This is a genomic window from Allocatelliglobosispora scoriae (assembly GCF_014204945.1).
Lineage (GTDB): Bacteria > Actinomycetota > Actinomycetes > Mycobacteriales > Micromonosporaceae > Allocatelliglobosispora > Allocatelliglobosispora scoriae.
In genome coordinates this window covers 1030160-1055082 of the sequence record NZ_JACHMN010000003.1, presented here as the reverse complement: position 1 = coordinate 1055082, position 24923 = coordinate 1030160, and the positions used below count along the sequence as shown (strand labels likewise).

The following is a 24923-nucleotide window of genomic DNA, read 5'->3' as shown; positions in this document are numbered from 1 at the left end:
CGGCATGTATGCCTATACCCTCGGCGGCCGGGCCGCGATCGGCACCGTGCGGCCCGGCGAGATCCTGCGGGTCTCCACACAGGACTGTTTCGGCGGGCTGGTCCGCGGGCCGCAGGATCTGCCGTCGCAGGTCTGCCCGCTGCCCTTCGTCAACCCCGTCACCGGGCCCTTCCATGTCGAGGGAGCGCGGCCCGGCGACACCCTGGCGCTGCACTTCGCGGCGATCACGCCCGCCCGCGACTGGGGCGTCTCGGCGACGGTCCCGCACTTCGGCGCGCTCACCTCGACGGATCGCACCGCGAGCCTGCAACCGCCGCTGGAGGAGCGGGTCTGGGTCTACGACATCGACACCGCCGCAGGCCTCGTGCACTTCCGGGCCACCCGCGGCGACCAGGCCGTCGCGCTCCCGCTCGACCCCATGCACGGTACGGTCGGCGTCGCCCCCGCCGGTTTCGAGGTCCGTTCCACGCTGACCTGCGACTCCCACGGCGGCAACCTGGACACCCCGGAGATCCGAGCGGGCGCCACGCTGTATCTCGGCGTCAACGTCGACGGCGCCCTCTTCTCCCTCGGCGACGGCCATGCGCGCCAGGGCGAGGGCGAGGCGTGCGGCACCGCGGTCGAGACGGCGATGGAGACGACGCTCGTCGTCGACCTCATCCCGAACACCGCGACACCGTGGCCGCGGATCGAGACCGACTCATACCTCATCTCGGTCGGGGTGGCCCGGCCGCTGGAGGACGCCTACCGCATCGCGCACGCCGACATGACGCGCTGGATCGGCGAGCTGACCGGCTTGGAGCAGCTCGACGCCTATCAGCTGCTCTCGCAGGCCGGCACCGCACCGGCGGGCAACGTGGTCGACCCCAACTACACGATGCTCGCGAAGATCGCCAAACGATGGCTGCCGGGGCCGGCTGCGGCCTACGCCGGCACGCATGCCCGGCTGCGGTCGATCGCCGCGGCGGGGTGACCTGATCGCTCTACGACACACACGGGAGGCGGCGGTCATGCAGCGATTGACCCTCCGCGACGAGGTCTACCTGCTCGCGCACGACGATCGTGGCGAGCCGCGCATCCACACGGGCTCGCTCTCCTTCGGGCTCGCCGGTGCGATCCTGATCGACCTGGTGCTCTCCGGTCACGTCACGGTGGAGCCGGGGCGGGTGGCCCTGCGCGACACCGCCCGCACCGGCGACGGGATCGGCGACTGGGCGATCGCCCAGATGGTCGGCGACCAGCTCCCCCGGCAGCCGCGCGGGTGGCTGGGGACGATCGCCCGGGACGCCTATGACCGGACCACCGGCGGGCTGCACGCGGCGGGGCTGGTGACGAAGACGAGCTACCGGCGGCTGCTCGGCTCGATGGTGGTGCGCTACCCGCCGGCGCCGGACGCGCCGATCGGCTCCACCCGGGCCCGGGTCTGGTACGCCGTGAACGGCCGCGAGACCCCGGACGACCAGTGCGCCGCGCTCTGCGGACTGGTCGGCACGCTCCGGCTGGAGTCGACCCTCAACGTCAACCTCCCGTCGGGCGAGCTGCTCAGCCGCCTGTCCTACCTGCTCGATCAGCAGCAGCCGGCCGTCCGGGAGATCGTCGGCACGGTGAGCACGATGATCACCGAGGCGGCGATATCTCCTTACCGATGAGGGCCACCAGGTCGGCGGGGCTCGCCGTGGCGTCGACGGTGACCACGTCCTCGTCCGGTCCGGGCTCCTCCAGCGTGGCGAACTGGCTCGCCACCAGGTCGGCGCCGAAGTAGTGGCCGGTGCGGTGCGCCGCCCGCGCGGTCGCCTCCGCGGCCGAGATCCGCAGGTAGACGACGCGTACGTCGGGGCTGCGCCGCAACCGGTCGCGGTAGGCGCGGTGCAGCCCCGAGCAGGCGACGACACCGCCCGTGCCCGCGGCGAGCCGCCCGTCGATCCAGTCGCCGATCGCGGCGAGCCAGGGCCACCGGTCGGCGTCGTCGAGCGGCTGCCCGGCCGCCATCTTCGCCACGTTGGCGGGCGGGTGGAAGTCGTCGCCGTCGGCGAACTCCACGCCCAGGTGTCGGGCGAGCGCGCTGCCGACGGTGCTCTTGCCGCTGCCCGCGACGCCGATCACGACGACGACCGGCTTCTTCGAGATGCTCATCGCTCCCGTGCCCCCAGCCGCAGCGACTGCCACGATCCGTCGGCGGCCCAGCCACCGTCCACGGAGAGCGTCACGCCGTTGACGAAGGCGCTGCGCCGCCGATCGGCGAGGAAGGCCACGGCCTGGGCGACATCGTCCGGTGTGGCGAAGCGCCCCATCGGCACGTGATCGGTGATGTCGGCGTCGCCGTAGGCGCCCTCGCCCTGCGACGCGTCGTCCATCGGCGTCTTGACCCAGCCGGGGCAGACGGCGTTGACCCGGACACCCCGGCCGCCCCACTCGGCGGCGAGGGTCCTGGTGAGGCCGATCAGCCCGTGCTTGCTCGCGTTGTAGGCGGACCGGTCGGCGACCCCGAAGAGCCCGGCGACCGAGGCGATGTTGACGATCGAACCGCTGCCCGCGGCGAGCATCTGCCGCCCGAGGGCCTGGGAGAGCAGGAAAGGCCCGGTCAGATTCACGTCGACCACCTGGCGGAACAGGCTGGCCGGTGTCTCCTCGGCGGGGCTGATGCAGGCGATCCCGGCATTGTTGACCAGCACGTCTATCCGCCCGAACCGCTCACCGATCGCTGCGGCGAAGTCGGCGACGTCGCTCTCCCGGGTGACATCGCCGGTGATCGCGAGCACACTATCGGAGTCGGGAATCTGCTGGCGGTCGAAGAGCGCGAGTCGATAGCCTTCGTCGGCGAGCACCTGGGCGATGCGCTCGCCGATACCCTGCGCAGCACCGGTGATCGCCGCGACGGGCCGAGGATCTGAGTCTGTGTCCACGAGCTGGATCGTAGGCGGACGCCCGCAACCCCGCACCTCATCGGCCCACCATCATCTGGGAGACCCCAATGCCTGGCACCGTGATCATCGTAGGTCTGGTGATGAACGTCGTTACTCCTGCCGACACGATCCTGCCTGCGGGATCGGTGCTCTACGTGGAGGAGCCCGAGGTCGCCGAGCGCAACGACGCGGCCGGGAAGCTCGCCGCCCTGGACTGCGTGCGCGAGCTCGTCACCTGGGAGTACCAGGTGCCCGGCGCCGCCGAGCGGTTCCACGACGAGCACCCGGACGAGCCGGTGGTCGCGGTGATCCCGGCCATGGAGTACGCGGTGCCCTTCGCCGCCCGGCTCGCCGAGCTCTACGGCGTACCCGGTGCGACGCTCACCGCCGCCGAGACCCTGCGCGACAAGGGCCGCCTGCGTGCCGTCACCGCGGCGGCCGGGATCGCCAACCCCGCTTCGGCGAGCGTGGCGAGCCCGGACGACGTGCGTGCCTTCGCCGAGCGGCACCCCGGGCGGATCATCATCAAGCCGAGCAACCGGCAGGCGACGATCGGCACCTGGATCATCGACGGGCCCGGTGCGATCGACGAGGCCTGGACGGCGGCGATCGCCCAGGACGAGAGCATGCACGTCCCCGATCGCGGGCTGCCGCTGCGGATGCTCGCCGAGCAGTTCGTGACCGGCCCGGAGTACAGCGTGGAGATGCTGGTCCACGAGGGCCGGTCCCGGTTCGCCAACGTCACCGACAAGGTCCTCTTCGACGGCCCGCGCCCGATCGAGCGGGGCCACGTCGTGCCCGCCGACATTCCCGACCCGCTGCACGAGGCGCTCGTCGCGGCGACGGCGCGGGTCGCCGGGGCGGTCGGGTTCCGCAGCGGATTCCTGCACTGCGAGTGGATCGTCGCCGCTGACGGCACGCCCTACCTCGTCGAGTGCGCCGGCCGGCTGCCCGGCGACATGATCGTGCTGCTGATGGAGTACGCCTGGCCGATCAACATCACCAGCCGCTACTTCGACGTCATGCAGGGCGTCGACCCCGGTCCCGCGCAGGCGGCGGCCGCCGCCGCCTGCGCGGTGTGGTTCCTCGCCGTGGACGCCGGCGTCGTGGAGTGCGTCGACGGCCTCGACGACGCGGCCGACGTGCCGGACGTGGTCCGGGTGGAGTGCCTGGTGGCGCCGGGTGACGAGGTGCACGAGCTGCGCAGCTCGTGGGATCGCGCGGCCTACGCGATGTCCTGGGCGCCGACGCCGGAGGAGGCGCGCGAGGCCGCCGAGCTCGCGATCGCCAAGATCCATGTCAAGGTACGCGAATTGCCGTAAACCACCACGGTGGCGTACTGGCGCGCAGCAGAATGCAGGGCATGACCGATTACACCGACGAGGAACGCCAGACGCTGCGGACCGCCGCGTTCGGCGCGATGATGCTCGTCTCCAACGCGGACCCGGGCTTCTTCGCCACCATCAAGGAGAGCATGGCCGGGTCCAAGGTGCTCGCCGGCTCGTCGCCCGAGCTGCGCGACCTGCTCAAGTCCGGCGGGCTGCCGCAGGTGCCGAAGGGATCGCCGGCCGAGATGGAGACCGGCGTCCTCGCCGCACTGCAGCAGTCCACGACGATCCTGCAGTCCAAGGCCCCGGCCGAGCTGGACGGCTTCCGCAGCGCGATCGTCGCCGCGTGCGACAAGGTCGCCGACGCGTCGGGCGGGGTCACCGAGCCGGAGACCGCCGCCGTCACCAAGGTGAAGGCGGCCCTCGGCGTCGGCTAGCCGCCGGTGCAGGCTCCGGCGCCGTGCAGGTTCTCGATCATGCGCCGGAGCAGGTCGTCCGCCGCCCGCTCCTCGGCGGGGCTGAAGCCGCCGAGAAGCCGCGCGGCGACGCGGGCGAAGGCGGGCGGCACCAGCGGATGCAGCTCACGACCGGCCTCGGTCAGCTCGACGACGACGGCTCGCCGATCGCCGGGGCGGGGTGACCGCCGCACGAGCTCCTTGCCCACCAGCCGGTCGATGAGGCGTGTCATGCCCGCCGTGTCCGTGCCGACCAGGCCCGCGAGCTGGCCGGGGCTGTCCTCGCCCTGCGCGATCCGCATGATCAGCGCGCCCTGCTGCATCGTGATCCCGAGGGGCGCCAACTCCGCGTCGAGGGCCGCACGCAGGTCGCGGGCGAGGCACGGGATCAGCTCCTCCATGATCGACAGCATAGCCTTGCCGCATTTGACAGTAACAATCCGTTATCGGGATAGATAAGAATAGTTTCTTGAGGTGCGCCTAACAGGATCTTAGGCTCATCGATATGGACATTCCCACCGTCAGTCGGCGTACCCTGATCGCCGGCACGGCCGCCGCCGGTCTGGCGAGCGCGACCGCCGCGGGCGGCACGGCGGCATCGGCCGCGCCCCCGGCCCGCCCCAACATCCTGGTGATCGTCACCGACGACCAGCCCAAGAACACGAGCTGGGCGACGCCCAAGACCGTCGGCTGGCTCGGCGACCAGGGCGTCACGTTCACCCGGGGGTACGCCGCCACGCCCCTCTGCGCACCGTCGCGCTCCTCGATCCTGACCGGCCGGTACGCGCACAACCACGGCGTACGCGGCAATCAGCACTCGGAGAACCTCGACCACAGCGGCACGGTGCAGCGGTACCTCCACGACGCCGGTTACCGGACCGGGCTCTACGGCAAGTTCCTCAACGGCTGGGACGTCCACGACAATCCCCCGCACTTCGACGAGTACGCGCTGCTCGCACCCATCACCTACAACGACGGCACCTACAACGTCAACGGCACGGTGAAGACGATCGCGGGCTACTCCACCACCGTCATCAAGAACCAGGCGGTGAAGTTCATCGAGCGCAGCGCCACCGACACCCGGCCCTGGTTCCTCTACGTGGCGCCCAAGGCGCCGCACGGGCCCAACACGGCGGACACGCCCTACGAGAACACGCCGGTCCCGGCCTGGAAGGGGCGGCCCTCCGTGCCCGAGGCGGACCGGTCCGACAAGCCCGGGTTCATCAAGAACGCCACCGGCACCCTCGCCGACGGCAAGGCGATCCGCACCGCGCAGCTGCGCACGCTGCTCTCCGTCGACGACGCCGTCGAGGCGATCCGGCAGAAGCTCGTCGCGCTCGGCCAGTTGGACAACACGCTGGTCATCTTCATCGGCGACAACGGATACACCTGGGCCGACCACGGCTGGACCAAGAAGTCGGTGCCATACACCCCGTCGATCCAGGTGCCGTTCTACCTCTCCTGGCCGGCCGGCGGCCTCGACACCGGCGCCGACGACGGCCGGCTCGCCGCCAACATCGACATCGCGCCGACCATCTTCGACGCGACCGGTGTCACCCCCGGGCCGCAGCACGTCCTCGACGGCCACTCGCTGCTCGGCTCGCACCGGCGGACCCGCCTGCTCACCGAGTTCTGGAAGCACGGCACCGGTGCGGGCGGCCCCAACACCTGGTCGTCCTATGTCGACGCGACGCGGCAGTACACCGAGTACTACCAGCTGCACACCGACGCCAACGGGATACCGACCGGCACCGGTGCCGTGCTGTTCCGGGAGTACTACGACCTCGTCAACGACCCGCACCAGCTGACCAACCTGCTCTACCAGGCGACGCCCGCGCAGGAGCAGGCGCTCGGCATCCCGGCCCTCGCCGCCCAGCTCGCCGCCGACCGCACCAGCTCGGGCGCCACCGCACCATGACCCACCGACCCTGCTGCGCCACCGCGTCAGGGACGGCCGCACCGGGCACCACCCCGGTAGCGGTGATCAATCGGCCGGCCGCTGCGCCACATCAGCCCTCACCAGCGGCCGGCCTGATCAGCCTTCCCGGTGGCGCCTTCCGGATGGGCGCCGAGGACGGGTTCCCCGCCGACGGCGAGGGGCCGATCCGGACCGTCACGGTGCGCCCCTTCGCCATCGCGGCGACCACGGTGACGAACGCGCAGTTCGCCGCCTTCGTCACCGCGACCGGCTACCGCACCGAGTCGGAACGGTTCGGCTACTCCTTCGTCTACGAGGGCTTCCTCAGCGCGGAGCTGGCGGAGTCGGCGCCCCGCGTACACGGAACGCCCTGGTGGTGTGCGGTCGAAGGCGCGACCTGGCGGCATCCGCGCGGACCCGGCACCGAGGCCGCCGCCGACCACCCGGTCGTGCACGTGACCTGGCACGACGCGACCGCCTACTGCGGCTGGTCGGGCACGCGCCTGCCCACCGAGGCCGAGTGGGAGTACGCCGCCCGCGGCGGCCTCGACCAGCGGCGCTACCCCTGGGGCGACGACCTGACCCCCGGCGGCGACGCGGCGTGCAACATCTGGCAGACCGGGCTCGGCGGCACGGCGCCCGCACAGTCGTTCGCCCCCAACGGATTCGGCCTGTTCAACACGGCCGGAAACGTCTGGGAGTGGTGCGCGGACTGGTTCGGCGCCGACCAGCACGCCCGGTCGATGCGCGGCGGCTCGCACATGTGCCACGACTCCTACTGCAACCGTTACCGGGTGGCCGCCCGCTCGTCGAACACCCCCGACAGCTCCAGCGGCAACATCGGCTTCCGCGTCGCCCAAACCCAGTGACGTTTTGCAGCAAAGCGTGCCCATTCGCACGTCGGAGGGCACGCTTTGCTGCAAAACGTGACCGGGTCGCCGCGCCAAGATCGCCGCAACTCTTCAAGAGTTGGTCCTAAAGGGTCAGAGCCAGCCTCGGCGGGCGGCCGACAGTCCGGCCTGGAAGCGGGTCGTCGCGTGGAGCTGTGCCATCAGCTCCTGGATCCGGCGGCCCACCGTTCGCTCCGTCACGCCGAGCGCCCTGGCTATCGCCCGGTCCTTGAACCCGCTCGCCAGCATCGAGAGCAGCCGCCGGTCCTGATCGCTGACGCCTTCGGATGTGGTCGCGGTGACGCCGATCGGGGTGGCCTGCGCCCAGAGCGACTCGAAGCAGAGCACCAGCGCGTCGAGCAGCGGCGAGGCGTGCACCAGGATCCGGGTGCCGGTCTCACCGGCGGAGAAGCTGATCGGCAGCAGCGCCAGGTCGCGATCCGCGATGATCATCTTCATCCGGATGCTGGGCAGCGTACGCGCCTGCTCCCCCGCCGCGACGCACTCCATCATCTGGTCGACGTGCCCGGCCTCGTGCAGTCCCGGGGCGTCGTAGAGCGCCCGGTAGCTCACGCCTCGGGCGAGCGCCTGCATCTCCTCCGCATTCGCCACCGGCCGCCCGTAGAGGTAGGGCGGGCTGTCGATGATCAGCACCTCCTCGCGGGCACCGAGCTGCATCCTGGCGAGATGGTGGCTCACCGCCTCGGGGCCCTCGACGAGCTGGATCAACTCCGACGACTCGGCCGGCGGGAGCACCGAGCGCACCCGCAGCGCCAGCTCGTGCGCATCGATGCGCAGCTGCTCCAGCTGCTTGCTGCGGCGCAGCACCAGCGCGTCGACGGCGATCTCCGGCGGCGCCGCGACATAGCTGTTGCGGCTGCCGACGAGGCGGGCGGCGAGCCCCGTGTCGAGCAGGCGCTGCAGGGCCTTGCGGACGCGGGCCACCGGCAGGTCCTGCCTCGCCGCGAGGTCGGTCGGGGTGCTCCGGGGATGGGAGAGCAGGTCGAGATAGAGGTCGCTGTGGATCTGCGCCAGACCGACCGGTTCCAGCAGGGACGGCATCCCCGCAGCGTATTGAAGGTGGGCCCGCCCGGCCAGGGGCGAGCCCACCCGAGTGCCTAGAAGGTCAGGCTCCATCGGTCGATGGTTCCGTTGGTGGCGGTGAAGTTGAAGGCCCGCACCCGCAGCGTCCACTGCCCGGAGGCCGGTGACGAGCTCGCGTTGACCGTGTATGTCGCGTCCACATTGGGCGCCGTGTCACCGAAGTTGATCTGCTTGAGCTGGTACGTGTAGCCGTTGGGCCCGACCAGTTCGATGCTGAGCTGGCCCCGGTTGGGGCAGACGACCCGTACCTTGACGCTGAGCGAGGCCGGTGCGCTGCCGGGGCGCCCGCTGACCGTGATCGTGCTGACGCCCGGGTTGTTGAAGTCCCCGACCGGATAGTCGTTCTCGTTGGCGTAGACGCCACCGGGCGGCGGCGGGGACGGCGAGGAGGACGGCGACGGTGGGGTGGAGGGAGAGGCGGACGGCGACGGCGAGGTCGGCGGCACCGAGGGCGAGGTGGAGGGTGTCGGGGACGGAGCGGTGCCGCCCACGTAGAGCAGCACGTTCGGCGAGCCGCTGCCCGGGTTGGTGACCTTGCCGGGCGTGCCGCCGTTGACCAGCGCGTCGCGTACCTGTGCGGGGGTGGCATTGGGGTTGGCCGCGAGGTAGAGCGCTGCCGCGCCCGCGACGTGCGGCGACGCCATCGAGGTGCCGCTCATCGTGGCGGTGCCGGTGTCACTGCTGTATCCGGCCGAGACGATGTTGGAGCCCGGTGCCCAGATGTCCAGGCAGCTGCCGTAATTGGAGTAGCTCGCCTTGGCGTCGTTGGACTCGGTGGCGCCGACGGTGATCGCGAGCGGTTCCCGGGCCGGGGTGAAGTTGCAGGCGGACTCGCCGTTGTTGCCCCCGGCGAGGGCGAAGGTGATGCCGACCGCGATCGCGCCCCGCACCGCCGTCTCCATCCCGGCATGGGTGCCCTGGGCGCCGAGGCTCATGTTGGCGACGGCGGGCTTCTGCGCGTGCGCGGTGACCCAGTCGATCGCCTCGGCGATCTTGTTGTCGTCGCCGTTGCCGGAGCAGTCGAGGACCCGGACGGCGTGCACCTTCACGCCCTTGGCGACGCCGACGGTGGAGCCGCCGATCGTGCCCGCGGTGTGGGTGCCGTGCCCGTGGCAGTCGACGCCGTTGCGGCCGTCACCGATGTTGTCGAAGACCACGTCGGCCCGGCCGCCGAAGGTCTGGTGCGAGGCCCGGATGCCGGTGTCGAGCACGTAGACGTGCACCGACGAGGCCGTGGTCGGATAGGTGTAGGCCTTGTCCAGCGGCAGGTTGCGCTGGTCGATGCGGTCCAGGCCCCACGACGGCGGGTTGGTCTGGGTGTCGGTGAGGTGGACCCGGCCGTTCTGCTGCACGAACTGCACCGACGGGTCCGCCGCGAGTGCCCTCGCCTGCGCCTCGGTGCCGGTGAAGGTGAAACCGCGCAGTGCCGCGGAGAGCACGGTGCCGACGGTGCCGCCATGCTTTCCGACCAGGTTGCGGGCCTCGTCGCCCGCCTCCACGCGGGCGGCGGCGGCGAGCGACGCGGCGCCCTTGAGACCGATGAGGTAGCTGCCGGGAATCGCCTCGGTCGCGCCGAGGTAGCCGGAGGGTGCCGAGACGAGCAGGGCGCCGTCCGAGACGGACAGGGGTGGGAGGCCCGCCGACGCTGAGAGCTGGAGGCTGACGGCGCCGGTGGTGGCGACCGCACCGGCCAGCGCGGCGATCAGGAGCCGACGGGTCGGCCCGCTTGGGTGTGCCATGGATTCTCCTTGGAAGGGTAAGGATGGCCCCGGGGTGCGCTAAAGCTAAGCCCCATCCATCGATATGGACCCTTCCGATTCCAGACATTGCCCGGCACCGGACAACCGTCACGCCGTGCAGCACAGCGCGGCCGTCTCGCTGCGCGAGGCCGCGCTGTGCCGCGACCCGTCAGCGCGCGCCCCGCCGGGGCAGCTCGTCGAGGTGGGTGGTGGCGGCGATCCGCACCACGGAGAAGCCGTCGATGGTGGTGATCGCCGCGGACGGGACGCCCTCGTGCAGCAGCCGCGCGGGCACGGCCGCATCGCCCAGCAGGGATCGGAGCAGGTCGACGGTGATGCCGCCGTGGGTGACGACCGCGATCGGCTCGGCGGGCGCCGCCTCGGTGAGGAACGCGCGCATCCGCTCGGCCGCCTGATGGGACGAGTACCCCCCGGCGGGGACGAAGTCCCGCTCGCGCACGGACCGGGACCAGTCGATGAGGAACTCGCCGATCGGCCGGTGGCCGTCCCAGTTCATCCGCTCGCGCAGCCGGTCGTCGACGGTGACACCGAGACCGGCGACGGCGGCGATGCGCTCGGCGGTCTGGGCGGCGCGCAGCAGCGGGCTGCTGAAGACACTCGTGATGCCGGCGTCCCGCAGCAGCCGGGCGGCGCAATCGGCCTGCCACCTACCCCGGTCGGTGAGGCCCGGATCGCCGGGCTCCGGCTGCTTCTCACCGTGCTGCACGAGGTAGATCAAGCTCATGCGGCTGAGTGTGCGCCGGGAACCGATCAGGTGGCGATCAACTAACCGGTCGGACTCTCCGGAGCGTCAGCCCAACCCGCTGTAGTACCGCTGGGCACCGTCGTGCAGTTGGACGGGCAGCGTATGCGAGGCGACGGCCTGGGAAATATTCTTCCCCTCGGGGTGCACCAGTTCGAGTTCGCCCTGGTAATCGAAGATCAACCGAGTCATCTCGTACGCCAGCCGCTCCGGCAGGTTCACCGCGACGACGATCAGGTTGGGGATCGTGACCGTCGGGATCTCCCGCACGATCAGGCCGTAGACCGAGCCCGGGATCGACCCGTCGGTGTAGATGCCCGGGTAGGTCCGCTGCAGGTCGGCCAGGACCGACGCGGTCGGCAGCAGGGTGTATGTGCTGTTCCGCTCGAAGAGCGCGGTGATGCCGACGGTCGGCACTCCGGCCGAGTAGAACATCGCGTCGAGGTCGCCGGAGCGCATCAGGGCGATCATCTGGTTGAGCGAGCCGGACACCTGCTTCACCCGGATCCCGGCCGAGGTGAGGATGCGGGTCGCGACGACCTCCGTCCCCGAGCGCGGCGGTCCCATCCCGACCCGCCGGTCGGCGAGATCGGCGAGCCGCTTGATCGGCCCGGCGGCCCGGGTCACCAGGTGGGTGTAGCTGCTGAAGACCCTGGCCAATGCCCGGATCGGCTGCGGGTTGTTGGCGAAGGCGCCCAGGCCCGCGACCGCGTCGGCGGCGCTGTCGGCGAAGGTGAAGGCCACGTCGACATCGCCCCGGACCAGGCGCTGCAGGTTCTCCGCGGCACCGTTCGTCGGCACCGCGACCGCCTCATAGCCCGGCAGGTGCCGGGTGATGACGTCGGCGTAGCCGCCGCCGATCTGGTTGAAGACGTCGTTGGTCGGCCCGGTACCCACCGTGATCTGGCCGCGGTGCCACGCGTCGCCCTGCGACGGATCGGTGCCGCAGCCGCCCAGCGCGGCGGTCGCGACCGCGCCGAGCAGCAGCCGGCGGCGGTTCACAGCTGGCCCGGTACGCGCGCATCCGGGTCCAGCGCCACCGCGACGCGCTGAGCCAGCAGGGCGGTCTCGTAGCCGGTCTGGCCGAGATCGCAGCCCGGGGAGGCGAGGACGGCGAGCTGCGCCCGGTCACCGACGGCCATCACGAGGAGCACGCCGCCGTCCATGTCGATGATCGTCTGGCGTACCCGGCCGGTGGTGAGGCATCGAGCCGCGCCGACGGTGAGGCTGGCGAGCCCGCTGGTGATGGCCGAGAGGTGGTCGGACTGGTCCTGCGGCAGGCCGGCGGTGGCGGCGAGCGCGAGGCCGTCGACCGAGACGGCGAGGGCGTAGGTCACGTCCGGAACGCGCTTGGCGAAGGAGGTGAGCAGCCAGTCGAGGCTCTCGGGTTCGGTGGGGGCGGACAGGTCGGGCATCAGGGCGTCCTTCGTGGCTAGGGACGGGTGGGCGGAGCGGCCTGGCGGTGGGCTGCCATACCCGTGGCCAGGCTGGTGAGGCGGGCGCGGATGAGTTCCGGGTCGATCGTCGCCGGGACGACGGTCTGCGCCGGGTCGTCGATCAGCGCCGGGGCGAGGGCGTCGCCCGGATCGCGGACGGGCAGATCGTTGCCGTTGCCGTTGCCGACAGGCCGGGCATGGCCCCGGGCAACGATCTTCGGTGCGACCGAGGCGGCGACGGGCGCGCTGGCGGCCCGGGCGGCCGCCTCCGCGTTCCGCCGGGCGGCGACCCCCTCGGCTGTGGCGAGCAGCCGCGCGGGCAGCCGGACCAGGGCCATCGTGCCCTGGCCGGGTGCGCTGTGCAGCTCGACGCCGACCTGCAGCCGCTCGGCGAGCCGGGCGACGACGAGCAGACCCATCCGGCTGGCGAGCTCGCTGGTGAGCCGGGACGGGTGGGCGAGGCGTTCGTTGATCTGCGCCAGCTGCCCGGCCGGGATCCCGATGCCCCGGTCGAAGACGCTGATCGTCAGCTCCTCCGGTGCCCGGTGGGTCGAGACCTGGACCCGGCTCGTCGGCGGCGAGAAGAGGGTGGCGTTCTCGACGAGCTCGGCGATGAGGTGGACGAGGTCGCCGACGCAGTGGGCGGAGACCCACAGCTCGGGCACGGCCGTGGCGTCGATCCGGGCGTAGTCCTCGATCTCGGCGGCGGCGGCGAGCACGACGTCGCTGAGCAGCTCCGGATAGGGGAAGGTCCGGCCGGGCTCGCCACCGGCGAGGACCAGCAGGTTCTCCTCGTTGCGCCGCATCCGGGCGGCGAGGTGGTCGAGGCGGAACAGCCGCGACAGCGTCTCCGGGTCGGTCTCGACCAGCTCGAACTCGTCGATCAGGGCGAGCTGCCGGTTGACCAGGGTCTGCCCGCGCCGCGACAGCGCGACGAAGACGCCGGCGATGTCGAGGCGCTGCAGTGCCTGGTCGGAGGCGAGGCGCAGCGCCTGGCGGTGCAGCGCACCGATCGCGGCGGAGACCTCGCCGATCTCGTCGGCGTCGACGGGCAGTGACGCGGCGGAGCGCTCGGTGGAGGCCGCGATGACGGCCCGCACGGTGTCCGGGCTCGGTGCCTCGGTCACGGCCGCGATGGCGCCGGGCAGCTCCGTGTTGGCCACCGCCAGCGCCGCCTGGCGCAGGTTGCGCAACCGCCGACTGGTACGCACGGCGAGCGACAGCGCGGCGTAGAAGGTGAGCGCCATGATGGCGGCGGTGCTGATGCCGGAGACGACCGCCTGGGTCTGCGCGACGGCCGCCTGGAAGGTCGCCTCCTCCTCCAGCACCCCGATCGCCTCGAGCTCGAAGAGGTAGAGGCGGCGCAGGGCGTTGGTCTGCGCGATGTACCAGGCGTCGGAGTCGACCTTGAGCGCGTCGCTGCGGCTGTCCGCCTGCAGCGCCTTCTCGATCATCGAGCGGGCGTTCTCGACGTCGACCCCGGAGACGACCGCGGCGTAGCGGGACCGCATCACCGGGGTGGCGATCCGGTCGAGCTCGGCGAGGCGCTCCTGCTCGGCCCCGCGCAGCATGCCGAGCTGGGCGAGCTCGCCCGGCTCGAACCTGCCCCGGGTGAAGACCTCGCGCAGCAGTCCGCGCTGCTCGGCGGCGCGGTGCTCGGCGCCGGTGAGCACGGAGACGACCCGGGCGCTCGCGGCGAGGCGCGGGTCGACGGGCTGCACGGCGTATGCCTCGGCCACGGCGACGAGGGTGTGGGTGAGCTCGTCGTACGCGGCCTCGGGCGAGGAGTCCTCGGGTGATCCGGCCCGGTCGGAGGTGACGGGCACCCCGCCCGGGGGCACATCGGGGTGCAGCGCCCGGTAGCGCGTGGTGGAGAGGTTGTCGAGCTCCTCCTCGGCCTCGTCGAGCAGCTCCCGGACGGCGGGTGAGGCGAGCGCCGCGGCGGCGGTCGCCTCGCGGAACCGGGCCATCGCCTCCTCGGTGCGGATCCGCTGGGCGATCAGGAGCTGCTGACCGGCCGTGCCGCCGCGCAGGAGCAGGTCCGCCGTCTCGGCGACCTCCTGCTCGAGCTGGTGGCCGAGCTTGACGGTCGCGCTGAGGGCCTGCGCGATCTGCCGGGACCGCTGGGCGTCGGTGGCGGAGTTGAGCGCCTCGGCGGTCTGGACCAGGCCGAGCGCGCCCACACCGATGAGTGCGACGACGACCGGAAGCAACAGACGAACGCGGATCGACCGAAGTCGTCCGCGTCTACTGTGCCCGGAGACCGTATCTCTCCGGTGGTCGCGACGGTATCGGGCCATACCGCGCACCTCCTGTTGTGGTGACCTGACCACCCTGAAGACTCTGCCCACGCGCGGTGATCCGCAAGACCCACGACCTCAGCCGCTTGGCTACTTTGTCTTCGGATATACGACACCTGGGAGGGTTTCAGAATTCACGAGTAGTCTCGGTCATCGTGAGCGAATCGCATCTCGCACACCTCGACGCGATCGGTGTGATCACCGAGCGAACGATCCGGGACAGCGACAAGTCCTATGTGGTGAGCGGGACCTTCCGTGGCCGGGCCGTGGTGGCGAAGGTCCTGACCAGCGAAGATCCGCACTGGATCGAGCGGCAGGCCTGGGAGCGAGGACTCTACGCCTCGCTCGGCGAGCATCCGCCCCCGGTCCGCCTGCCGAAGCTGCTCCACGAGACCGATCGATGCCTGGTGCTGGAGCGGCTGCCCGGGACGGTCCTGGCGCCGGGGCGCTACCCGTCGGGGCTGGATCCGATCGGCGTCTGGCGGGTCCTCGACGCTCTCGCCCAGCTGCACTCGTGGTCGGCGGGCACGGCGCTCGGCCCGGCGGAGCTGCCCACCGCGTCCCTCATCGACCGCCAGGCGGCCTCCGGTCAGCTCCGCCCCCGGGACCGGGAGCTCGTCGAGCAGCTCCTCGACGGGGCCACCGCGGTCCGGCCGGAGCACGGCGACCCGCTCGCCTCCAACATCCTGATCTCGCCCGGCTCGGTCGGCCTGATCGACCTGGAGCACACCGGGCTGCGGCTGCCCGGCGTGGACTGGGCCGTGATCCGCCTGCTCTGGGCACCCGGCAACCCGTGGGTGGCACCCCTGATCGAGGACCGGGTACGCCAGGAGGGCATCGACCGGTCCTACGCCGTGCACCTGATGCTGCTCGCGTGCCGGGAGTGGCGGGTGCACCTGCGCGACGGCCGGGTCCCGGAGTCCATGCGGTCGACCCTGACCGCCAATATCAACCTCGCTCGGCGGGCCGTTAGCCTTGCCTGATGTTCCAGCGGTACGTGGCGATCGGCGACAGCACCAGTGAGGGTCTCGACGACCCCGACGGCCGTGGTGGCTTCCGCGGCTGGGCGGACAGGTTCGCCGCCCACGTGGCGCGGGCCCAGCGCGACAGCGGCCCCGAAGGTGGCCTGGAATATGCCAACCTCGCGATCCGGGGGAAGGTGACCGCGGAGATCCACGACGAGCAGCTCCCGGTCGCGCTCGACCTGCGGCCCGACCTCGCCACCGTCGTCTCCGGCACCAACGACGTGCTGCGCCGCTCCTTCGACGCGGCGGCCGTCGGCGAGCACGTCTTCGCCATGCAGCACGCCCTGGTCAGCCAGGGTGCGACCGTGCTCACCTTCACGATGCCCGACCCCGGACCGGTGATGCCGATGGCGAAGCCGCTGCGGCCCCGGTTCGCCGCGCTCAACGAGGCGTTGCGCGAGGCCAGCGCCCGCAGCGGGGCGATCCTGCTGGATCTCGGGGTCCACCCGGTCGCCTCCGATCCGCGCCTGTGGAGCGAGGACCGCCTGCACGCCAACTCCGACGGGCACGCCCGGATCGCGCTCGGCCTCGCCCACGCCGCCGGCCTGCCCGGATTCGACGATTCGTGGACCCGGCCCCTGCCCGGCACGCCCGACCGGAGCGCGCTCGCCGCCGCCCGCGCCGAGGTGCTGTGGCTGCGCCGCTACCTGCTGCCGTGGATCGGCCGCCACCTGCGCGGCCGGTCCTCCGGCGACGGGATCACCGCGAAACGTCCACTGCCGACCCCGGTCGAGAACGCCGACGGTTCCGAGTAGCGCCACCAGGGCGCGTCAGAAACAGCCCGGGCTCTTGCCAATCCGTCGCGAGTCAGTCCACAATCGCAACCCAGCAGCCCACCAACAATGCATGATCCGCGAATGGTCGATAATCCATAGCGTTATCGATGACGGAGGCCTGGCGTGGAACTACGCGACATCGAGATCTTCCTCGCGCTCGCCGAGGAGCTGCACGTCGGCCGTACGGCCGATCGGCTGCAGCTCTCGGCGGAACAGGTCCGCCTCTCCATCGCCGAGCAGGAACGGCGCGTCGGCGCGTCGCTCTTCGAGCCGGCCAACGGCCGCGACGACCCGCGCGTCGCGCTGACCCCGATCGGCCGGCACCTCTACGCCGATCTCGACGCGGGCTACCGGCGCATCCAGGACGGCTTCGCCACCGCCGCGGCGAGCGCGCGCGGGCACACCGGCACCCTGGCGCTCGGCATCACCAGCACCCTGGGCCAAGAGCTCGCGCCGATCACCCGGCTCTTCCGCGCCCGGCACCCCGGCTGCGAGCTGCAGATCCGCGAGGTGCACCACAGCGACCCCTTCGGACCGCTGCGCGCCGGTGACGTCGACATCCAGCTCAGCCCGCTGCCGGTCGACGAGCCCGACATCATCTGCCTGCCGGTCGACGAGTCGCCGGAGCGGGGCTGGGGCCTCGCCTGGCGGGCGACCGGCGAGACGAGCGTGCACCGGGCCTTCGCCCAGGCCGCGCTCGACGCCCGGGCCGAACGGGGCTGACGCGGGGTCCGCCACGCCGGCCGCCTGCTCTAGGGTGGCCGGATGCGCCGCACCCCCCTCGTCGCCGCCGCAGTCGCCATCGCGCTGGTCGGCGGCTGCACGCCGAGCCACCCCATCAGCCTGCCCGACCTGCCCACCCCGGCTCCGGCCACGCTGCCGTCGGGCAGTCCCGCCCCGACCGCCCCGGCCGGTCCGACGGACGGCTCGTCGACCCCGATCGCCGATCCGATCTATCCGCAGTACGGCAATCCGGGGCTGGACGTGCTGCGCTATGGGCTCGACCTCACCTGGGCGCCCGCCACGAAGACCCTCACCGGGGTGGCCGACGTCAAGCTCCGGGCCGTGAAGGACCTCGCCGAGGTGCGGCTGGACTTCTCCTCGGCGTACCGGCTGGGGGGTGTGACCGTGGACGGCGCCGCGCGGACCGCGAAGGTCTCCGGCTCGAAGCTGGTCGTCGACGCGCCGCTGAAGGCGGGCGCCGCGGCTACGGTGGTGGTGCGTTACACCGGTACGCCGGACACCGTGCCGATGCCGTCGCACCGCGCCGATGTCGAGGAGCTCGGGCTGACGATCACCAGCGAGGGCGGGCTCTGGACCATGCAGGAGCCGTTCGGGGCGTTCACCTGGTACCCCGTGAACGACCAGCCCTCCGACAAGGCGCTCTACGACATCGCGATCACGGTGCCCGCGGGCTGGTCCGGGATCGCCAGCGGCACCCCGAAGGGCCAGCAGGGCAATACGTTCCGTTACGCGAGCTCCGTCCCGGTCGCGAGCTACCTCACCACCCTCGTCGTCGGGAAATACCGGAAGGAGACGGCGACGGGGCCGCACGGCATCCCGCTGACCTACTGGTACCGCCCCGGCGTCGACGAGGATGTGCTGCCCGCCCTGCGCAAGGGGTCCGCACACCTGGCGTGGCTGGAGGAGCGGTTCGGGCCCTACCCCTTCGACACCGCCGGCGTCGTCCTGGTCGCCTCGACCTCGGGGATGGAGACGCAGCAGATGATCACGATGGGCGCCAGCCGGAGCGACCGCATCGACGGCGATCTGCTCCACGAGTACGCCCACCAGTGGTTCGGCGATGCCGTCACCACCTCGAACTGGCGGGACCTGTGGCTCAACGAGGGCTGGGCGATGTACGTCCAGTACCTCTACATGAACGAGCGCGACGGCATCAGCATGAGCAGCTGGGAGCGGCAGATCCGCCTCGTCGACACCGACCTGCGCGAGCGGGCCGGGCCGCCCGGCAAGCCGGACCCGGGCCGCTTCGCCGAGAGCAACGTCTACATCTGCCCGGCGCTGATGCTGCACCAGATCCACAAGAAGATCGGCGATCAGCGCTTCTTCGCGCTGGCCAGGGACTGGGTGCAGCAGCACCGGAACACGGCGCAGGACCGGGCGGCGTTCATCGCCTTCGTCAACAAGCACACCGGCGAGGACTTCACCACCTTGATCAACACCTGGCTGGACTCCCCCACCACCCCCAAGATCAGCTAACCCCTGAATTTTAATGCTGGACACGCCGTCCAGCCTGCAACCAATGTCAGGATCAACTCTCAGCGCGAGATCGATCCTGACATTGGTTGCAGTTTTTGTGGCGTGTCCAGCATTAAAATTCAGGTAAGTGGGTGGGTGGGTGGGCTACAGCCGGCCCACATCCGTGATGCGGACGACCGCTTCGCCCTGCTCGTCCGACTCGGCCAGGTCGACCTCGGCGGAGATGCCCCAGTCGTGGTCGCCGTCGGGGTCGTCGATGATCTGCCGGACCCGCCAGACCCCCGGCTCCTCGGTGATGAGCAGCATCGCCGGTCCACGCGCGGCCGGGCCGGTGCCGATCTCGTCGAAGTCCTCGAAGTACGGCTCCAGCGCCTCGCGCCACGCATCGGAGTCCCAACCGCTCTCGCCGTCGAGCTCGCCCAGGTCGTAGAAGCGGCGCAGCGACGCGAGCTCCACCCGCCGGAAGAGCGCGTTGCGCACCTGCACCCGGAAGGCGCGCACGTTGCGGGTGACGGCGGGCGGCACGATCTCGACCGGCATCGCGCCCGGGTTCTGCAGCTGCTCCCACTCGTCGAGCAGGCTGGAGTCGACCTGCCGGACCAGCTCGCCGAGCCACTCGATCAGGTCGTGCATCTCCTCGGTCTTGGCGTCCGAGGGCACGGTCTGGCGCAGCGCGCGATAGGCGTCGGCGAGGTAGCGCAGCACCAGCCCCTCGGAGCGGGCGAGGTTGTAGAAGCTCACATATTCCACGAAGCTCATCGCCTGCTCGAACATGTCGCGCACGACGGACTTCGGGGAGAGCACCTGGTCGGCGACCCACGGGTGGCCCTTGCGGTAGCTGTCGAACGCGACCTCCAGCAGCTCCTCCAGGGGCTTGGGGTAGGTCACGTTCTCCAGCAGCGCCATCCGCTCCTCATATTCGATGCCGTCGGCCTTCATCCGCGCGACGGCGTCGCCCTTCGCCTTGTCCTGTTGGGCGTAGAGGATCTGGCGCGGGTTCTCCAGCGTGGACTCGATAATCGAGACCACGTCGAGGACGTAGGTCGGCGACGCCGCGTCGAGCAGCTCGATCGCGGCGACGGCGAACGGCGACAGCGGCTGGTTGAGCGCGAACCCCAGCTGCAGGTCGCCGGTCACCCTGATCTCGCCGCTCTCGCTCTGCTCGACGATCCCGGCTGTCCGCAACGCGCGGTAGATCGCGATCGTCCGGCGGATGTGCGCCCGCTGGGCTGTCGGCGTCTCGTGGTTGTCGGTGAGCAGGAAGCGCATGTTGTCGAAGACGTCGCCGCCGCGCTCGATGACGTTGAGGACCATCGAGTGGCTGACGTGGAAGCTGGAGGTGAGCGCCTCGGGCTCGGCGGCGACGAGCCGCTCGAAGGTCGGCTCGCCCCAGCCGATGAAGCCCTCCGGCGGCTTCTTGCGGACCAGCTTGCGCAGCTTCTTCGGATCACCGGCGAGCTTCGCGACGGCCTTCTCGTTCTCGATGACGTGGTCGGGGGCCTGCACGATGACCCGGCCGATCGTGTCATAGCCCGCCCGGCCGGCCCGGCCCGCGATCTGGTGGAACTCACGTGCCTTGAGCAGCCGCATCTTGATGCCGTCGAATTTGTTGAGGCCGGTGAAGAGCACGGTGCGGATCGGCAGGTTGATGCCGACGCCGAGCGTGTCGGTCCCGCAGATGACCTTGAGCAGCCCGGCCTGGGCGAGCAGCTCGACGAGGCGGCGGTATTTCGGCAGCATGCCGGCGTGGTGGACGCCGATGCCGTGGCGGACCAGCCGGGACAGGGTCTTGCCGAAGCCGGCCGTGAAGCGGAAGTTGCCGATCAGCTCGGCGATGGCGTCCTTCTCCGCCCGCGTACACATGTTGATGCTCATCAGCGCGCTCGCCTGCTCCAGCGCGGCGGCCTGGGTGAAGTGCACGATGTAGACCGGGGTCTGCTTCGTGGAGAGCATCTCCTCGATCGTCTCGTGCAGCGGCGTCGTGACGTAGGAGTAGTGCAGCGGCACCGGCCGCTCGACGGAGCTCACCACCGAGGTGGGCCGACCGGTACGCCGGGTCAGGTCCTCCTTGAACCGCGACATGTCGCCCAGCGTGGCCGACATCAGGATGAACTGCACATCCGGCAGCTCGATGATCGGGATCTGCCAGGCCCAGCCGCGGTCGGGCTCGGAGTAGAAGTGGAACTCGTCCATCACCACCTGGCCGACGTCGGCGTCCTCGCCGTCGCGCAGGGCCAGGTTGGCGAGGATCTCGGCGGTGCAGCAGATGATCGGGGCGTCGGCGTTGACCGCCGCGTCGCCGGTCATCATGCCCACATTGTCCGGGCCGAAGGTGGCACAGAGCGCGAAGAACTTCTCCGAGACCAGGGCCTTGATCGGCGCGGTGTAGAAGGTGCGCCGGCGCAGGGCCATCGAGGCGAAGTGCGCGCCCGCGGCGACGAGGCTCTTGCCGGAGCCGGTCGGCGTACTCAGGATGACATTGGCGCCGGAGACGATCTCGATCAGCGCCTCCTCCTGCGCCGGGTAGAGGGTGATCCCCTGCTCCGACACCCAGCCCGCGAAGGCGTCGAAGAGCGCGTCGGGATCCGGGCTGTCTGGGAGGCGGTCGGTGAGCGTCATGGTCCCCTGATCGTCCCACAACAAATTCTGTTGCCGGTCGCTAGATCGCGTGGCTATCGTCGTCGGTACACGGCGAAAGGAGGTGGTCCCGCTTTGAACGGCAATAGGACTCTTGAGGTGGTTGTTCGCTAGCCGCTGTCCTTGACATGGGTTTGTCGAGACCGTGTGACAGCGGTGCGGCGACTTATGACAGCTACCCGATCCCCGAGGTGTCTCCGGCGTTAGTCCCGCCGGCCGCGTGAGCGGGCGCCTCGGGGATCGTCTATGTCCGGGGGTACATTAAGACCGGACACCGAGCAGGAAAACCCTTAAATAGAGCCAAAAGTACGAGTGAGTTGAACTTTCGTACTCACTCACTGTCACGCAACCGACACGCCCGTAACTAATCAACTAACCATCGTTGTAAGGGCATGTCTTGGATGGTGACCGGCGGCGCCGGGTACATAGGTGCGCACGTCGTCCACGCTCTGATCGCCGCAGATTCCGAGGTCGTCGTCGTTGACGACCTCTCGACCGGCTCCGCCGCCCGCGTACCCGAGGGCGTACCCCTGGTCAGGGTGGATGTCCGCGACCCCGCCGAGGTCGCCGCAGCCGTCGCCCGCCACCGGCCGACCGGGATAATCCACCTCGCCGCCCGCAAGGACGTGGCCGAGTCCACCCTGCACCCGCTCTGCTACTACCGCGACAACCTCGACGGGCTGCGCTCGGTGCTCAGCGCCGTCATCGCCCACGGCGTGCCGCACGTGCTCTTCTCCTCCAGCGCCGCCGTCTACGGCACCCCGCCGGACCCCGGGCCGATCGCCGAGACCGCGCAGACCGTCCCCGAGAACGCCTACGGCCGGACCAAGCTCGTCGGCGAGTGGCTGCTGCGCGACGCCGCCGCCAGCGCCGGTTTCCGCTGGACCGCCCTGCGCTACTTCAACGTCGCCGGTGCCGCCGCCCCGGCGCTGCGCGACACCGGGCTGACCAACCTCGTTCCCAAGCTGCTGCTGGCCGCGCGGACGGGCTCGGCGGCGACGGTGCACGGCGGCGACTACCCCACCCGGGACGGCAGCGCGATCCGCGATTACGTGCACGTGCGCGACGTCGCCGAGGCCCACGTGCACGCCGCGCTCGCCCTGTCCGGCGGGGTGCTCTCGGCCGACGTGCTCAACGTCGGCCGGGGCGAGGGCGTCTCCGTGCTCGAAATGATCGACGCGGTCAGCCGGACGGTCGGGCCGCTGCCCTACCTCGTCGGGCCCCGCCGCACCGGCGACCCCGCCGAGGTCGTCGCCGGGGTCGGGGAGATCTCCGCGCGCCTGGGCTGGACCGCGCGCTTCGGACTGGACGACATCGTCCGCTCAGCAGCCGGTGACTGGAGCTTGGCCACCGTCTGACCAGGTTAAACCCCTTCGATATAAGGAGACATCCTTGTTCCGCTCGATATCCCCGCCGCGTCGCCGGGCGGCCCGCCTCGTCGCGGCCTGCGCGGCGGCGAGCCTCGCGATGACGGCCCTCGCCGCCGCCCCGGCCGAGGCCTATGCCAGCGGGGTCCGCGTCGACCTCCGCGTCCTCGTCTTCAGCGACGGCTCCGCCGGGGTCGGTGTCATCACCGCGCAGATGGATCGGGAGGGCGTGCCCTACGACACCGTCGACCTCAACCAGCCCGGTCGCCCGGCGCTGACCGCCGGTGCCCTCTCCGACACCGTCTCGGGCCGCCCGCGGGCCAAGTACAACGGCGTGGTGCTCCCCAACGAGCACGCACTCCCGCCCGCCGAGCTCGCGGTGCTCGCGACCTTCGAGCAGACCTTCGGCGTACGCCAGATCGACGCCTACACCGCGCCCACGGCGGCGGTGGGGCTGACCACGACCTGGAGCGGCGTCCTCGACGGCGGCCAGCTCTCGGTCACCTCTGCCGGTCAGGCGGCCGGGTTCGGCTACCTCAACGGCGTCCTGCCGATCGACGACGTCGACCCGAACGTCTCGGAGAGCTACGGCTACCTCGCCGAGCCGGTGGCCGGGGCGACCTACACCCCGCTCGTCAACGGTGCGAGCGAGACCTCGGGCGCGATCATCGGCGTCTACCGCAACGGCAACCACGACGAGCTCGTCATCACCCTCGCGATGAACCAGTACCAGAACGTCGCGCTGCAGCTCGGGCACGGTCTCGTCACGTGGCTGACCCAGGGCGTGCACCTGGGCTACTGGCGCAACTGGTTCAGCGTGCACGTCGACGACGTGCTGCTGCCCGACGCCCGCTGGGACACCGCGCGCAACTGCACCGTCGGCGACGGCTGCCCGGAGATCCCGAACCCGCCCGCCGACATCCGGATGACCGCCGCCGACGTGACGGCGCTGGAAGCCTGGCAGAACGCGCAGGGGATGAAGCTGGAGCTCGCCTACAACGCCGAGGGCAGCGTCGACGCGGGTCCGACCGACCCGCTGACCGCGAAGCTCGTCGCCGACCGGGCCCAGTTCCGCTGGCTCAACCACACCTACTCGCACGCCTACCTGGGCTGCGTGCAGGACTTCAGCACCGTGCCGTGGCACTGTGCGACCGACCCGGTCACCGGGCAGATCGTCTACGCCTCGCAGGCCGAGATCAAGGCGCAGTTCACCGACAACGTGACCTGGGCGCAGAGCAAGGGCATCACGATCAACAAGGCCGAGGTCGTCACCGGCGAACACTCCGGCCTCAAGACGGCACCGCAGATGGCGGTCGACAACCCCAACCTGGCACCGGCGCTCGCGCAGGCGGCCATCACGGTGCTCGCCTCCGACGCCTCCCGCGAGCCCGCGCCGCGGTCGGTCGGCGCGGCGCGGACGGTGCCGAGGCACCCGATGAACATCTTCTACAACGTCGCCACCAAGGCCGAGGAGGTCGACGAGTACAACTGGATCTACACCAGCGTCGCCGACGGCGGTTCGGGCATCTGCGAGAACAACCCGTCCTCCACCTGCATCGAGCCGCTCGACACGGTCACCGGGTTCGACAGCTACATCGTGCCGATCGAGACGCGGATCGCCTACGGCCACATCATCGGCGGCTCACCGGCGCCGCACTACGTGCACCAGTCCAACATCACCGAGGACCGCATCGTCTACCCGGTGCTCGACTCGATCCTCGCGACCTACCGGGCCGCCTTCACCACCGCCACGCCGATCGTCGTGCCGCGCATGAGCGAGGTGGCCACGCTGCAGAGCCAGCAGGCCGCCTGGCGCACCGCGGTCGCCGCCCGCAGTGTCGAGGCCTATCTGCTCAACGGCCGGGTCACGGTCGTCAACCACGGCAGCACCGTCGCCGTGCCGATCACCGTCCCGGCGAACACGCAGGTCGTCATGCTCTCGATCCTCGGGCTGGAGATCCTGACCGGGCCGTACGGCGCCGTCTACGGACCGGAGCGCTCGGGCTGGACCAGCCTCAGCGGCAACGGCCAGCAGCTGCTCCGCCTGCCGTAGGGACACCCG

General features: G+C 70.9%; 22 protein-coding genes. 12 read left to right on the top strand and 10 right to left on the bottom strand.

Features of this window, described 5'->3' with window-relative positions:
* Positions 1–4: 4 nt before the first annotated feature.
* Positions 5–973 carry an acetamidase/formamidase family protein gene (locus F4553_RS31255; protein ID WP_246467535.1) on the top strand — a complete coding sequence of 323 codons (969 nt, stop codon included), beginning with the start codon at positions 5–7 and terminating at the stop codon, positions 971–973.
* Positions 974–1010: 37 nt separating this feature from the next.
* Positions 1011–1649: a GOLPH3/VPS74 family protein gene (locus F4553_RS31250; protein WP_184843237.1), complete on the top strand. Its 639-nt coding sequence runs from the start codon at positions 1011–1013 to the stop codon at positions 1647–1649.
* Here the strand turns inward: F4553_RS31250 and F4553_RS31245 are convergent.
* Positions 1618–2133: a gluconokinase gene (locus F4553_RS31245; protein ID WP_221470551.1), complete on the bottom strand. Its 516-nt coding sequence runs from the start codon at positions 2131–2133 to the stop codon at positions 1618–1620. The two genes, F4553_RS31250 and F4553_RS31245, sit on opposite strands and share 32 nt — an antisense overlap.
* Positions 2130–2903: an SDR family NAD(P)-dependent oxidoreductase gene (locus F4553_RS31240; protein ID WP_184843234.1), complete on the bottom strand. Its 774-nt coding sequence runs from the start codon at positions 2901–2903 to the stop codon at positions 2130–2132. The genes F4553_RS31245 and F4553_RS31240 overlap by 4 nt, the downstream gene beginning before the upstream one ends.
* A 101-nt stretch (positions 2904–3004) precedes the next feature.
* Here F4553_RS31240 and F4553_RS31235 point away from each other — a divergent pair, with 101 nt between their 5' ends.
* Together F4553_RS31235 and F4553_RS31230 are read left to right on the top strand one after the other, a co-directional pair.
* Positions 3005–4225 carry an ATP-grasp domain-containing protein gene (locus F4553_RS31235; RefSeq protein WP_221470803.1) on the top strand — a complete coding sequence of 407 codons (1221 nt, stop codon included), beginning with the start codon at positions 3005–3007 and terminating at the stop codon, positions 4223–4225.
* 41 nt (positions 4226–4266) lie between these two features.
* Complete coding sequence (locus tag F4553_RS31230) at positions 4267–4668, top strand: hypothetical protein (RefSeq protein ID WP_184843228.1); 402 nt, start codon at positions 4267–4269, stop codon at positions 4666–4668.
* Here the strand turns inward: F4553_RS31230 and F4553_RS31225 are convergent.
* Entirely contained in the window at positions 4665–5087 is a 423-nt protein-coding gene (locus tag F4553_RS31225) for a MarR family winged helix-turn-helix transcriptional regulator (protein WP_184843225.1), read from the bottom strand. The two genes, F4553_RS31230 and F4553_RS31225, sit on opposite strands and share 4 nt — an antisense overlap.
* Before the next feature lie 104 nt (positions 5088–5191).
* On the opposite strand from F4553_RS31225, the gene F4553_RS31220 reads away from it, so the two are divergent.
* Together F4553_RS31220 and F4553_RS31215 are read left to right on the top strand one after the other, a co-directional pair.
* Complete coding sequence (locus F4553_RS31220; protein ID WP_184843223.1) at positions 5192–6604, top strand: sulfatase family protein; 1413 nt, start codon at positions 5192–5194, stop codon at positions 6602–6604.
* Positions 6601–7473 carry a formylglycine-generating enzyme family protein gene (locus F4553_RS31215; protein WP_184843220.1) on the top strand — a complete coding sequence of 291 codons (873 nt, stop codon included), beginning with the start codon at positions 6601–6603 and terminating at the stop codon, positions 7471–7473. The genes F4553_RS31220 and F4553_RS31215 overlap by 4 nt, the downstream gene beginning before the upstream one ends.
* A gap of 114 nt (positions 7474–7587) precedes the next feature.
* Here the strand turns inward: F4553_RS31215 and F4553_RS31210 are convergent, their stop codons facing one another.
* The 6 genes from F4553_RS31210 to F4553_RS31185 all read right to left on the bottom strand — a co-directional run bounded on the left by F4553_RS31210 (position 7588) and on the right by F4553_RS31185 (position 14749).
* Positions 7588–8556 carry a helix-turn-helix transcriptional regulator gene (locus tag F4553_RS31210; protein WP_184843217.1) on the bottom strand — a complete coding sequence of 323 codons (969 nt, stop codon included), beginning with the start codon at positions 8554–8556 and terminating at the stop codon, positions 7588–7590.
* 56 nt (positions 8557–8612) lie between these two features.
* Positions 8613–10337 carry a S8 family serine peptidase gene (locus F4553_RS41995; protein WP_184843215.1) on the bottom strand — a complete coding sequence of 575 codons (1725 nt, stop codon included), beginning with the start codon at positions 10335–10337 and terminating at the stop codon, positions 8613–8615.
* Positions 10338–10506: 169 nt separating this feature from the next.
* On the bottom strand, positions 10507–11082 hold the full coding sequence (locus tag F4553_RS31200; protein WP_184843212.1) for a histidine phosphatase family protein: 576 nt from the start codon (positions 11080–11082) through the stop codon (positions 10507–10509).
* Positions 11083–11148: 66 nt separating this feature from the next.
* Positions 11149–12102, bottom strand: coding sequence for a TAXI family TRAP transporter solute-binding subunit (locus F4553_RS31195; RefSeq protein ID WP_184843209.1), 954 nt, complete (start codon positions 12100–12102; stop codon positions 11149–11151).
* A complete protein-coding gene (locus F4553_RS31190) occupies positions 12099–12515 on the bottom strand; it encodes a roadblock/LC7 domain-containing protein (RefSeq protein WP_184843205.1) in 417 nt (138 codons plus the stop codon). Before F4553_RS31190 ends, F4553_RS31195 begins: the two co-directional genes overlap by 4 nt.
* Positions 12516–12532: 17 nt before the next feature.
* Positions 12533–14749, bottom strand: a complete 2217-nt coding sequence (locus F4553_RS31185; RefSeq protein WP_184843202.1) for a sensor histidine kinase — start codon at positions 14747–14749, stop codon at positions 12533–12535.
* Between the two features lie 242 nt (positions 14750–14991).
* On the opposite strand from F4553_RS31185, the gene F4553_RS31180 reads away from it, so the two are divergent.
* The 4 genes from F4553_RS31180 to F4553_RS31165 all read left to right on the top strand — a co-directional run bounded on the left by F4553_RS31180 (position 14992) and on the right by F4553_RS31165 (position 18857).
* On the top strand, positions 14992–15819 hold the full coding sequence (locus tag F4553_RS31180; protein ID WP_184843199.1) for a phosphotransferase: 828 nt from the start codon (positions 14992–14994) through the stop codon (positions 15817–15819).
* Positions 15819–16616, top strand: coding sequence for an SGNH/GDSL hydrolase family protein (locus tag F4553_RS31175; RefSeq protein WP_184843196.1), 798 nt, complete (start codon positions 15819–15821; stop codon positions 16614–16616). The genes F4553_RS31180 and F4553_RS31175 overlap by 1 nt, the downstream gene beginning before the upstream one ends.
* 144 nt (positions 16617–16760) lie before the next feature.
* A complete protein-coding gene (locus tag F4553_RS31170) occupies positions 16761–17360 on the top strand; it encodes a LysR family transcriptional regulator (RefSeq protein ID WP_184843194.1) in 600 nt (199 codons plus the stop codon).
* A 42-nt stretch (positions 17361–17402) separates the two neighbouring features.
* A complete protein-coding gene (locus tag F4553_RS31165; protein WP_184843191.1) occupies positions 17403–18857 on the top strand; it encodes a M1 family metallopeptidase in 1455 nt (484 codons plus the stop codon).
* 144 nt (positions 18858–19001) lie between these two features.
* On the opposite strand, the gene F4553_RS31160 is transcribed toward F4553_RS31165, so the two are convergent.
* A complete protein-coding gene (locus F4553_RS31160) occupies positions 19002–21476 on the bottom strand; it encodes a DEAD/DEAH box helicase (RefSeq protein ID WP_184843189.1) in 2475 nt (824 codons plus the stop codon).
* Positions 21477–21886: 410 nt separating this feature from the next.
* On the opposite strand from F4553_RS31160, the gene galE reads away from it, so the two are divergent.
* Together galE and F4553_RS31150 are read left to right on the top strand one after the other, a co-directional pair.
* Complete coding sequence (galE, locus tag F4553_RS31155; RefSeq protein ID WP_184843187.1) at positions 21887–22852, top strand: UDP-glucose 4-epimerase GalE; 966 nt, start codon at positions 21887–21889, stop codon at positions 22850–22852.
* Positions 22853–22886: 34 nt separating this feature from the next.
* Positions 22887–24914, top strand: coding sequence for a hypothetical protein (locus F4553_RS31150; protein ID WP_184843185.1), 2028 nt, complete (start codon positions 22887–22889; stop codon positions 24912–24914).
* Positions 24915–24923 lie beyond the last annotated feature (9 nt).

Coding starts and splice junctions, on each gene's coding strand:
- F4553_RS31175 (WP_184843196.1), top strand. CDS start 15,819: ATGTTCCAGCGGTACGTGGCGATCGGCGACAGCACCAGTGAGGGTCTC.
- F4553_RS31255 (WP_246467535.1), top strand. CDS start 5: ATGTATGCCTATACCCTCGGCGGCCGGGCCGCGATCGGCACCGTGCGG.
- F4553_RS31220 (WP_184843223.1), top strand. CDS start 5,192: ATGGACATTCCCACCGTCAGTCGGCGTACCCTGATCGCCGGCACGGCC.
- F4553_RS31230 (WP_184843228.1), top strand. CDS start 4,267: ATGACCGATTACACCGACGAGGAACGCCAGACGCTGCGGACCGCCGCG.
- F4553_RS31200 (WP_184843212.1), bottom strand. CDS start 11,082: ATGAGCTTGATCTACCTCGTGCAGCACGGTGAGAAGCAGCCGGAGCCC.
- F4553_RS31215 (WP_184843220.1), top strand. CDS start 6,601: ATGACCCACCGACCCTGCTGCGCCACCGCGTCAGGGACGGCCGCACCG.
- F4553_RS31160 (WP_184843189.1), bottom strand. CDS start 21,476: ATGACGCTCACCGACCGCCTCCCAGACAGCCCGGATCCCGACGCGCTC.
- galE (WP_184843187.1), top strand. CDS start 21,887: ATGTCTTGGATGGTGACCGGCGGCGCCGGGTACATAGGTGCGCACGTC.
- F4553_RS31250 (WP_184843237.1), top strand. CDS start 1,011: ATGCAGCGATTGACCCTCCGCGACGAGGTCTACCTGCTCGCGCACGAC.
- F4553_RS31190 (WP_184843205.1), bottom strand. CDS start 12,515: ATGCCCGACCTGTCCGCCCCCACCGAACCCGAGAGCCTCGACTGGCTG.
- F4553_RS31165 (WP_184843191.1), top strand. CDS start 17,403: ATGCGCCGCACCCCCCTCGTCGCCGCCGCAGTCGCCATCGCGCTGGTC.
- F4553_RS31245 (WP_221470551.1), bottom strand. CDS start 2,133: ATGAGCATCTCGAAGAAGCCGGTCGTCGTCGTGATCGGCGTCGCGGGC.
- F4553_RS31225 (WP_184843225.1), bottom strand. CDS start 5,087: ATGGAGGAGCTGATCCCGTGCCTCGCCCGCGACCTGCGTGCGGCCCTC.
- F4553_RS41995 (WP_184843215.1), bottom strand. CDS start 10,337: ATGGCACACCCAAGCGGGCCGACCCGTCGGCTCCTGATCGCCGCGCTG.
- F4553_RS31210 (WP_184843217.1), bottom strand. CDS start 8,556: ATGCCGTCCCTGCTGGAACCGGTCGGTCTGGCGCAGATCCACAGCGAC.
- F4553_RS31235 (WP_221470803.1), top strand. CDS start 3,005: ATGAACGTCGTTACTCCTGCCGACACGATCCTGCCTGCGGGATCGGTG.